General features: G+C 68.5%; 5 protein-coding genes. All 5 read left to right on the top strand.

Annotation, left to right across the window (positions count from 1 at the left end):
- Window positions 1-1,797: UDP-forming cellulose synthase catalytic subunit (gene bcsA / locus AC3FOF_RS44015; RefSeq protein ID WP_488730250.1), on the top strand; the 1,797-nt coding region annotated here is incomplete at its 5' end.
- A gap of 178 nt (window positions 1,798-1,975) precedes the next feature.
- On the top strand, window positions 1,976-4,243 hold the full coding sequence (gene bcsB / locus AC3FOF_RS44010) for a cellulose biosynthesis cyclic di-GMP-binding regulatory protein BcsB (protein ID WP_488730251.1): 2,268 nt from the start codon (window positions 1,976-1,978) through the stop codon (window positions 4,241-4,243).
- Window positions 4,240-5,493, top strand: coding sequence for a cellulose synthase complex periplasmic endoglucanase BcsZ (bcsZ, locus tag AC3FOF_RS44005; RefSeq protein ID WP_488730249.1), 1,254 nt, complete (start codon window positions 4,240-4,242; stop codon window positions 5,491-5,493). The genes bcsB and bcsZ overlap by 4 nt, the downstream gene beginning before the upstream one ends.
- The gene (locus AC3FOF_RS44000) at window positions 5,466-9,932 is read left to right on the top strand and encodes a cellulose biosynthesis protein BcsC (protein ID WP_488730248.1); all 4,467 of its coding nucleotides are present in this window, start codon (window positions 5,466-5,468) and stop codon (window positions 9,930-9,932) included. The genes bcsZ and AC3FOF_RS44000 overlap by 28 nt, the downstream gene beginning before the upstream one ends.
- 103 nt (window positions 9,933-10,035) lie before the next feature.
- Complete coding sequence (locus tag AC3FOF_RS43995; RefSeq protein ID WP_017224899.1) at window positions 10,036-10,365, top strand: hypothetical protein; 330 nt, start codon at window positions 10,036-10,038, stop codon at window positions 10,363-10,365.
- Window positions 10,366-10,790: the final 425 nt, after the last annotated feature.

The following is a 10,790-nucleotide window of genomic DNA, read 5'->3' as shown; positions in this document are numbered from 1 at the left end:
TTCCAGACCGCGTGGCCGCTCCAGCGCCGCCCGGTGCCGATGCCGCCGGACAGCGCGAACTGGCCCACGGTCGACATCTTCATCCCGACCTACAACGAGCCGCTCTCGGTGGTGAAGCCGACGGTGTTCGCCGCCATGTCGCTGGACTGGCCGCGCGACAAGATCAATGTCTATGTGCTCGACGACGGCCGGCGGGAGGAATTCCGCGAGTTCTGCGAGCGGGTCGGCGTCACCCACGTCACGCGCAACCACAATCGCCACGCCAAGGCCGGCAATATCAACGAGGCGCTCAAGAACACGTATGGCGAGTACGTGGCGATCTTCGACTGCGACCACATTCCCACCCGCTCCTTCCTGCAGATCTGCATGGGCTGGTTCCTCAAGGACGGCAAGCTGGCCATGCTGCAGACGCCGCACTATTTCTTCTCGCCGGATCCGTTCGAGAAAAACCTGCGCACCTTCCAGGAAGTGCCCAACGAGGGCGAACTGTTCTACGGCCTGGTGCAAGACGGCAACGATCTGTGGGACGCAACGTTCTTCTGCGGCTCGTGCGCCATCATCCGCCGCGCCCCGTTGCTGGAGGTCGGCGGCATCGCGGTGGAAACCGTGACCGAGGACGCGCACACCGCGCTCAAGCTGCACCGCAAGGGCTACGGCACCGCCTACCTGGCGATTCCGCAGGCGGCGGGGCTGGCCACGGAAAGCCTTTCGGGCCACGTGGGCCAGCGTATCCGCTGGGCGCGCGGCATGGCGCAGATCTGCCGGGTGGACAATCCGCTACTCGGGCCGGGCCTGTCGCTCCCGCAGCGGCTGTGCTACCTCAATGCCATGCTGCATTTCTTCTATGGCCTGCCGCGGCTGGTGTTCCTGACCGCGCCGCTGGCCTACCTGCTGTTCGGCGCCCACGTGATCCAGGCCTCCGCGTTGACCATTGCCATCTTCGCGCTGCCCCACCTGCTGCACGCGAACATGAGCAACTCGCGCATCCAGGGCAAGTTCCGGCATTCGTTCTGGAACGAGGTCTACGAATCGGTGCTGGCGTGGTACATCATGCGGCCGGTGCTGGTGGCCTTCGTCAACCCCGCGGCCGGCAAGTTCAACGTGACGCCCAAGGGCGGGGTGATCGAGGAAGCCTACTTCGACTGGGTGATCTCGCGGCCCTACCTGGTGCTGCTGCTGTTCAACCTGCTGGGCGTGGTGGTGGGCTTCCTGCGGCTGTTCCTGTGGAACCAGTTCGAGGCCACCACGGTGGTGCTGAACCTGATCTGGACCTTCTACAACCTGATCATTCTCGGCGCTTCCATTGCTGTGGCCAGCGAGACGCGGCAGATCCGCGTGGCGCACCGGGTGGCGATGAAGCTGCCTGCCACGTTGCATTTCGCCGATGGCCGTGCCGTGGTGTGCGAGACCATCGACTTCGCCGAGGGCGGCATCGGCATGCGGCTGCCGCCGGGCATGAAGGCGACCGTAGGCGACGCGGTGCAGATCTCGCTCTACCTGCAGAACGACGAGCATATGTTCCCGGCCAAGGTGGTATTCCAGGGCGAGTCGCACACCGGACTGGTGCTGGGGAAGATGAGCCCGCGCGAGGAAATGGCGTTCGTGCAATGCACCTTCGCGCGCGCCGATGCCTGGATCGATTCCTGGGGCCGCAAGCGTCCGGATGCCCCTGGCCTGGCCGCCGGCCAGATTTTCCGGATCGGCCTGCTCGGTTTCCATAACGTGATGTTCCACCTGGGCCGCGAGATGCGCCGGCTGCTGCGGCGGCCCGAGCCTGGCGCCTCTTCCACTCCCTGACCGGCCTTCTGAGCGGCCACGTGCCTGTGCCACGCACCGGCCTGGCCACGCAACGGACCACTGGCAAAACTAGAGAATGCGTTTGACCAAGACACCACGCTTGCCCGTACGTTTGCGCGCCCGCCCGGCCGCGCGCCTGCCCGTGCTCACACGCCTGGGCGCCCTGCTGGCGCTCTCCATGCTGACCATGACGCCGGCGGGAGCCCAGCGCGCCGCCATGCCGGACGCCACGCGCGACGCGGTAACGGCGCAGGCGCCTGCCGGCGCCGCCGCGCAGGCCGCCACCGGCGCGCCCCGCAGCGGCGCGCGCACGGCGCAGGTCACGTTCAAGCAGCTGGGCGCCGATGTGCCCTTCCAGCTGCGCGGCGTCGACGGCATCAACGGCGTGCCGTTCTCGATCCGGGCCGACGAGGTCGTGACCGCGGCGCGCCTCAAGCTGCGCTACACCTATTCGCCGGCGCTGATCCCTGCGCTGTCGCATATCAACGTGATGCTCAACGGCGAGGTTGCCGCCACCGTGCCGGTGCCCAAGGAAACCGCGGGCACCAGCCTGGAGCGCGAGCTGGCCATCGAGCCGCGGCTCATCAGCGAGTTCAACCGGCTCAACCTGCAGCTGATCGGCCACTACACCACCGATTGCGAAGACCCCTTCCACTCCAGCCTGTGGGCCACCATCGGCAACAGCAGCGTGCTCGAACTCACGCTGACCCCGGTGGCGCTGGCCAACGAGCTATCGCTGCTGCCGCTGCCGTTCTTCGACCGCCGCGACACGGGGCGCCTCAGGCTGCCCTTCGTGTTCGCCGGCGCGCCGTCGCCCGCCACGCTGGAAGCGGCCGGCGCGGTGTCGTCGTGGTTCGGCGCGCTGGCCGGTTATCGCGGCGCGTCCTTCTCCGCCACGCTCAACCAGGTGCCGGCGTCCGGCAATGCGGTGGTCTTCGTCACCAACGAGGAAAAGCCCGCCGGGGTGGAGGTGCCGGCCATCAACGGGCCCATGATCGCGGTGGTGCCCAGCCCGGCCGACGCCAATGGCAAGCTGCTGCTGGTGATGGGGCGCGACAGCGCCGAGCTCAAGACCGCCGCGCGCGCGCTCACGCTGGGCGCGCGGGCGTTGTCCGGGCAGAGCGCCACCATCAACAAGCTCGACGACGTGGCGCCGCGCGTGCCGTACGACGCGCCCAACTGGATCCGCAGCGACCGCCCGGTGCGCTTCGGCGAACTCACCGAAGTGCGCGATCTCAACGTCTCGGGCTACAACCCCGACCTGGTGCGCGTGAACTTCCGGCTGCCGCCCGACCTGTTCGGCTGGCGCAGCAAGGGTATCCCCATCGATCTGAAGTACCGCTATACGCCGCGTCCGGTGGTGGACAAATCCACGCTGAATATCAACGTCAACCGCCAGTTCCTGCGCGCCTATGCGCTGCGTTCGGTCAAGAACCAGGACGGCCGCGCCAGCCAACTGCTGGCCAAGGTGCTGCCGGACGGCTCGGTGCCGGTCAAGGAGCGCATCGACCTGCCGCTGTTCATGCTGCCGGCGCAGTCGCAGCTGCAGTTCCACTTCTATTACGACTACCTCAAGCAGGGCGCGTGCAAGGACGTGCTGCTCGACAACGTGAAGGGCGCGATCGATCCCGATTCGACCATCGACGTGACCGGCCTGCCGCACTTCATCGCGCTGCCCGATCTGGCGGTGTTCGGCAACAGCGGCTTCCCGTTCACGCGGCTGGCAGATCTTTCCGAGACTGCCGTGATCCTGCCGGACAAGCCTGGCGCCGAGGATTATTCGACCTATCTCACGCTGATGGGGCGCATGGGCGAATCCACCGGCTACCCCGCCACCGGTGTGGCGGTCAGCGGCGCGTCGCAGGTCGACAAGCAGGCCCAGCGCGATCTGCTGGTGATCGGCACCGCGCAGTCCCAGCCGCTCTTCACGCAGTGGGCCGAGCGCATGCCGGTGTCACTGGTGGGCAATGAGAAGCGTTTTTCGCTGACGGATGCCGTCTCGACGGTGATGGGCTGGTGGAATGGCGCGGACGGCACGCGCAACCGCCCGGTGGAGACGCACATGTCGGTCAGCAGCGCCGCCACCGACGCCACGCTCAGCGGCTTCGAGTCGCCGCTGGCGTCCGGGCGCAGCGTGGTGGCGGTCACCAGCAATGCGCCGCAAGGCCTGCTGGCCATGACCGACGTGCTGCTCGATCCCGAGCAGGTCACGCATGTGCAGGGCAGCCTGGTGCTGGTGCACGGCAAGGACATCGACAGCCTGGCGGCGCAGCAGAACTATTACGTGGGCAAGCTGGCGCCCTGGACCTATGTGCAATGGTGGCTTTCGCGGCGGCCCCTGGCCATGGTGCTGATGATCGGGGGCGCCTCGCTGACGCTGGCAGCCTTGCTCTTCCTGTCGCTGCGGGCACGCGCCCGCCAGCGCAAGAAGGGAGAACACGCATGAACCCGAGCCAGCCGCGCCGCCGCTGGCTGGCCGCCCTGCCCGGGGCCGGCGTGCTGGCGGCCGTGGGCGGCTGGGCGGCGCTGGCGGACGCGGCCAGGCCGGCCGTTGCGCCCAAGGCGGCGGCTGCACCCATGGTCTGCGCCTGGCCGCTGTACCAGCAGTTCCTTTCCCATTTCGTGCAGGGCGACGGACGTGTGCTCGATCCGTCCACCAAGGCGCTGCAAAGCACCTCCGAAGGCCAGTCCTACGGCATGGTGTTCGCGCTGCTGGCCAACGACCGCGTCACCTTCGACCGTCTCTGGCAATGGAGCATCGCCAACCTGGGCGCGGGCAGCCTGCAAGACAAGCTGCCGGCCTGGCAGTGGGGCCACCGCGCCGACGGCTCGTGGGGCGTGATGGACGCCAACCCGGCGTCCGATGCCGACCTGTGGTTCGCCTTCGCTCTGCTCGAGGCGGCGCGCCTGTGGCGGCAGCCGGCCTATGCCGAGCAGGCGCGCGCCTTGCTCGCACTGGTGGCCAAACAGGAAGTGGTGTCCCTGCCCGGCTTCGGTACGATGTTGCTGCCGGGGCCGCAGGGCTTCGTCGAAGGCAATGCCGATGGCCCGCACCTGTGGCGTCTCAACGCCAGCTACCTGCCGGTGCCCGTGCTGCGCCGCCTGGCGTCCGCCGACCCGGCGGGCCCGTGGGCGACGCTGGCCACGCAGGCGGGCAAGCTGGTGGAGGCGGTGGCCAGGCAAGGCATCGTGCCCGACTGGCCGGCCTACCGCAGCGAGCAGCCCGGCAGCGGCGCCTTCGTCACCGACCCGGTGAAGGGCGACGTGAGCAGCTACGACGCCATTCGCGTCTACCTGTGGGCCGGCATGACGCCGCGCCGCGATGCCGCCGGTGGCGTGCTGATGAAGGCGCTGGCGCCGCAGGCGCAGCGTATGGCGGGACGCGCCGCGCCGCCCGAACGCATGCACGCCGATAGCGGCGCGCTGGAAGGAGAGGGCCCGCTGGCATTTTCGGCCGCGCTGCTGCCTTTCCTGCAGGCGGCCGGAGCGCCGGCGCTGGCTGCTGCGCAACGCGCGCGCGCCGAGTCGATGCTCGACGCCGCCGCGCCAGCCGGCAAGTCCGCGGCCACGTACTACGACACCGTATTGGGATTATTCGGCCTCGGCTTTGCCGAAGGCCGCTACCGGTTCGCGCCTTCGGGGCAACTGGAGTTGGAGTGGGAGAAAACATGTCGAACCGCAAGCGCCCGGCCATGAACGGACGCGCGAACGCATCCGCCCCGAGGGGCGGCCTGGCAGACACCGGCGGCGCTGCGCGCGCCAACCTGCGTGCCAAGACCCTGGTGCTGAGCCTGTTGACTGCATTCGCCACCGGCGCCGCGGCGCAGGAGGACCCGGTCAAGCTGCTGGTCGACCAGGGCAAGTACTGGCAGGAGCGCGGGCGCAGCGATCGCGCGGCCGAAGCCTGGCAGAAGCTCCTGCGGCTGAACGCGGCCCAGCCCGATGCGTTGTACGGCATGGGCGTGGCCGAGGCTGAATCCGGCCGCGCCGACAGTGCGCGCACCTACCTGGAACGCCTGAAGAAGGCCCAGCCCGGCTCGCCGCTGGTGGGGCGTCTCACGCAGATCGTCAGCGGCGGCGGCGTTACCCAGCAGCTCGAGCAAGCGCGCCAGCTGGCGCGCAGCGGCCAGGGCGAGGAAGCGGTCAAGCGCTACCAGCAAGCCGCCGGCGGCACCACGCCGCAAGGCAACCTCGCGCTGGAGTATTACCAGACCCTGGGCGGCACCGCGCAAGGCTGGGAAGAGGCACGCAAGGGGCTGGAGCAGCTGGCGCGCGCCAATCCGTCCGACAACCGTGCCCAGCTGGCGCTGGCGCAGCACCTGACCTATCGCGAATCGACCCGGCGCGAGGGCATTCGCCACCTCGAGGCACTCTCCAAGAGCAGCGATGTGGCGGGTCCCGCCGGCGAGAGCTGGCGGCGGGCGCTGACCTGGCTGGGCGGCCGCCCGGCCGACGCGCCGATGTACCAGGCATGGCTGGCCAGCCATCCCGACGACGAGACCATCCGGGCCAAGCTCGATGCGATCAAGGTCCAGCAGCAGCAGCAACAGCAGGGCACGCGGGTGGCCGGCGCGGCCAGCAACCCGGTACGCCAGATCGTGCAGCAGGGCTTCGACGCGATGGACGCGGGCGATCTCGAACGTGCCGGCGAGCACTTCCAGACCGCGCTGCAACAACGCTCCGAAGACGCCGACGCGCTTGGCGGCATGGGCGTGCTGCGCCTCAAGCAGGAGAAGTTCGCCGAGGCGGTGGACTACCTCGACCAGGCCGCCAGGCGTGGCGCGGGCGGGCGCTACCGCAGCGCGCAGAACAGCGCCACTTACTGGCTGTTGTCCGAGCAGGCGAATGCCGCGCGCGGCGCGGGCAACCGCACCGAGGCGCGCAGCCTGCTGGAGCGCGCGATCAAGCTGGATCCGCACGAGCCTTCCGCCCAGGTGGCGCTGGCCGACGTGATGGCCGAGGAAGGGCAGTACGCCCCGGCCGAGGCCGCGTATCGCCGCGTACTCAAGCAGCAGCCCGACAATCCCGACGCCACGCGTGGCCTGGTGGGCGTGCTGGCGGCGCAGAACAAGAGCGCCGAAGCGCTGGCGATCGTGCAGAACCTGACGCCGGCGCAACAGGACAAGGTCGGCTCGCTTGGCAAGCTGCGCGCAGAGGAGGCGCGCGGCCAGGCCCGCGCCGCGCTGCAGCGCGGCGACACCGCCAGCGCGCGCCGCGCGCTGGAAGACGCCATGGCGGCCGATCCGTCGAACCCATGGGTGCGGCTCGATGTGGCGCGCGCCTATGCCTCGATGGGTTTCAAGGAGCAGGCGCGCAGCATCATGGATGGCCTGCTGCTGTCCAACCCCAATATGCCGGACGCGCTCTACGCCAGCGCGCTGCTGTCCGCGGAGACCGGCGACTGGCAGGGCGGCCTCGATGCGCTGGAGCGCATTCCCCCGCAGAGCCGCACGCGCGACATCGGCACCCTGCAGCGCCGCCTGTGGGTGCACGCCGAGGCGGCGCGCGCCAGCGGGCTTGCCGCGGCTGGCCAGCAGGCTGCCGCGCAGGGCGTGCTGCAACAGGCCGAACGCTACGCCCAGCAGGACGCCGACCAGCTCGGTGCGCTGGCGCTGGCCTATGCCGATGCCGGCGACGAGGCGCGCGCGCTGTCGCTGATGCGTACCGTGATGGGCCGTACCGTGCGCCCGGATACCGGCATGCAGTTGCAATACGCCGCCATCCTGCTCAAGACCAGGCAGGACGTGGAGCTGGCCGGCGTGCTGCGCCAGCTCGCCAACGCCAACCTGAGCCAGTCTCAACGCCGCGACTATGACGATCTGCGGGTGGCCTATATCGTGCGCCAGGCCGATGCACTGACGGAGAGCGGCGATCTGGTGGCCGCCTACGACATGCTGGCGCCAGCGCTCTCCGAGCGCGGCGGTAGCAGCGCAGTGCGTTCCAGCCTGGCGCGCATGTACGCGCAGGCGGGCGAAAACAAGAAGGCATTGACGCTGTACGAGAGCGTGTTGGAGAAGGATCCGCGCAATCTCGACCTGATGCTGGCGGCCATCGGCACCGCGACCGCCGCCAAGGAATTCAGCTGGGCGGAAGGCACGCTGCAGATGGCGCTGGCGCAGGCGCCCAAGTCGCCCAAGGTGCTGACCGCCGCGGGCCGGCTCTACCGTGCCCAGGGCAAGACCTCGCGCGCGGCGGACTACTTCCGCGCGGCGGTGGCGGCCGAGAATTCGGCGGGTGCATCGACGCCGTTCTCGCGTCCGGACGGTGCCGGTTTCGACCGCGTGCCGTCCAATCCCTTTGTCGGCCTGCCTGGGCAGCGGCCCAGCTCGCAACTGCCGCCGCCGGGCTCGCAGGCGCCTTACCCGATCGTGCCGGGCCCGAGCCGCGCAGCGGCAGGAGAGGCGGTGCTGCCGGTGGCGATGAACACGGGCGGCCAGCCCTATATCCCGGCACCGATGACGGCCGCGAGCGGACAGGGCATGGCGCCGATGCTGCAACCCGCGGCATATTATCCGCAGCAGGCGCAGGCGCCGGTACAGCAAGCGCCGGCTGTCTACTATCCGCAGCAGGCAGGCGCTAGCACCGCCACGCGCGGCAAGAACACGCGCGGCAGCAAGACCGCCAGCACGGCTTATCAGGCCTATCCGGCGTATCCGGCCAACACCCAGGCCGCCCGGCAGCCCGCCGCGCAATACCCGACGCAATATCCTGCCCAGCAGGTTCCGGCGCCGCAGTATCCCGTGGCGCAGTATGCCGCCCCGGCCGCGACCCAGGCCTACGCGGCGGCATCGGCACCGGCACCCGCCGCGCCGGCGCGCCAGCCGTTTGGCGCGCAGTCCCGCGCGCCCTGGCTGGCCGACGCCGATTCGCAGGCAAACCCGACCGGCCCCAAGACCGCGCAGGACGAACTGCGCGACATCGAATCGCAGCGTACCAGCACGCTCGCCGGCGGCCCCACGCTGCGCGCGCGCAGCGGCGATTCCGGCATGAGCCAACTGACCGAGATGCAGGTCATCGCCGAGGGCAAGATGGCCGCAGGCAACGGCAAGCTGGTGGCACGCGTGACGCCGGTGACGCTCGACAGCGGCTCGTTGGGCGGCGACTACAACAGCGCCTCCCGTTTCGGCGGCGGGCCACTGGCGTTCCCGGTTGGCGGCCAGCCGGTCAACCTGTCCGGTGCGCCATTGCGATCCACGTCGGCAGGGTCGCAGAATGCCTTCGGGGCAGCGGTCAGCGTGGCTTACGAGTCCGAGCGCTTCAACGCCGATATCGGCAGCACGCCGCTGGGTTTCCGCTACACCGACGTCAACGCCGGCGCGCGCCTCAACCTGCCGCTGTCCCAGCGCACCACGCTATCGCTGGGTGCTTCGCGTCGGCCCGTGACGGACAGCCTGCTGTCCTATGCCGGGGTGCGCGACGACCGTATCGGCCTGCAGTGGGGTGGCGTGATGAACAGCAGCGGCCGTGCCGACCTGGGCTGGGACGACGGCTTCTTCGGCATCTACGGCTACGGCGGCTACGGCTTGCTGACCGGGCACGACGTCAAGCGCAACACCCGATGGGAAGGCGGTGGCGGCTTCTACCTGCGCCTGATCGACACGGCCGAGCAGCGGCTGATGAGCGGCGTCAACTTCACCTCGATGGGGTATGCGGAAAACCTGCGCTATTTCACCTTCGGCCAGGGTGGCTACTTCAGCCCGCAGACCTATTTTGCCGTGACCGTGCCGCTGTCGCTGGCAGGCCGCAGCGGCCGCCTCGCCTACAATGTGCGCGGCGCGCTTGGCATGCAGGCCTTCCGGGAGAACGATTCGAACTATTTCCCGACCGATGCCGCGGCACAGGCGGCCGCCAATTCGGCGATGGCGACAGCCAACGGCAAAGGCCTGACCAATACCGCATCGGCGGTCTACCAAGGCCAGTCCAAGACCGGCCTGGCCTACAATCTGGTTGGCTCGGTCGAATACCAGGCGGCCCAGCAACTGTATGTGGGTGGTTTGCTTGGCATCGACAATGCGCGCGACTACCGGCAGTGGTATGCCGGCGTGTACGTGCGCTATGCGCTGCAGCGCCAGACCGGACAGATCGCATTCCCGCCGGTGGCGCCGCAATCCGCGATCGGGCCACTGCCGTTCTGAACGAAGGCGGCAGGCATGGGCGTGGCGATCAGCCGACCGATCAACCAGGTTATCGATCAATCAAGACAGAGCGCAGCAAACAAGCTGTGGAAGGAAGTACATCATGGGTGAAGCAAAACGACGGGGCAGCCAGGCAGAGCGTGCCGACCAGGCCCGCGCGCGGCTGGAGGCCATGCGGCCCGCGCAACTGGTATGCGGCTCGTGCAAGACCGCGTTCAGCACCTTCGATGCGATCGACGCGCCCAATCTGCGCGGCATCGATGCCGTGTTCGGCGGGCAGTGTCCCAACTGCGGCAATGATGTCCTGGTATTCAAGGGTGAGCCCAATGCCGTGGCGGATGCCATGGTGGCGTGGGAGAGGATGATGGGGGCAGATGCCAAGCTTGGGTATCAGTCGCGGGATGGGAAGCTTGTGCCGTTTGAGGGGGAATGACGAGGGTTTGGTTTCTTGGGGTTTTTTTGTGTGTTTGTAGGGACCTGATTTGGGTTTGCAGGGCCTGAAGGCGGAGTGGTGTCGGGCTCATGGGCGCATGGAGGTATTTGGTTTTCAGTAGGACCTCATGCTGTTGTAGGGACCTGATTCAGGTCTGCAGGGCCTAAAGGCGGAGTGGTGTCGGGCTCATGGGCACATGGAGGTGTCACTTTTCTTTACTCGTAAAGAAAAGTAACCAAAAGAAAGCGACCCCTTGCAGGGGGGCTGGCGTGTCGGGCTTGGGGACGTTGCGGATTCGTGGTGGGCGCGTCAGTTCTAATGAACTGCTGACGCTACCGGCGCGAACGGCATTGCCAATGCGGATGGCACTGGTTTCAGTATAGCGCCCCTGATGGCAATGGCCCGTGGTGGCTCACGCATCTGCC

The sequence above is a fragment of the Cupriavidus sp. 96C5-1 genome, from assembly GCF_057798855.1.
The sequence above is the reverse complement of the archived record's forward strand: the minus strand, read 5'-3'. Positions and strand labels throughout refer to the sequence as shown.

Excerpts from the sequence above, each read along its gene's own strand:
- bcsB (WP_488730251.1), top strand. The coding sequence starts at position 1,976 with ATGCTGACCATGACGCCGGCGGGAGCCCAGCGCGCCGCCATGCCGGAC.
- bcsZ (WP_488730249.1), top strand. The coding sequence starts at position 4,240 with ATGAACCCGAGCCAGCCGCGCCGCCGCTGGCTGGCCGCCCTGCCCGGG.
- AC3FOF_RS44000 (WP_488730248.1), top strand. The coding sequence starts at position 5,466 with ATGTCGAACCGCAAGCGCCCGGCCATGAACGGACGCGCGAACGCATCC.
- AC3FOF_RS43995 (WP_017224899.1), top strand. The coding sequence starts at position 10,036 with ATGGGTGAAGCAAAACGACGGGGCAGCCAGGCAGAGCGTGCCGACCAG.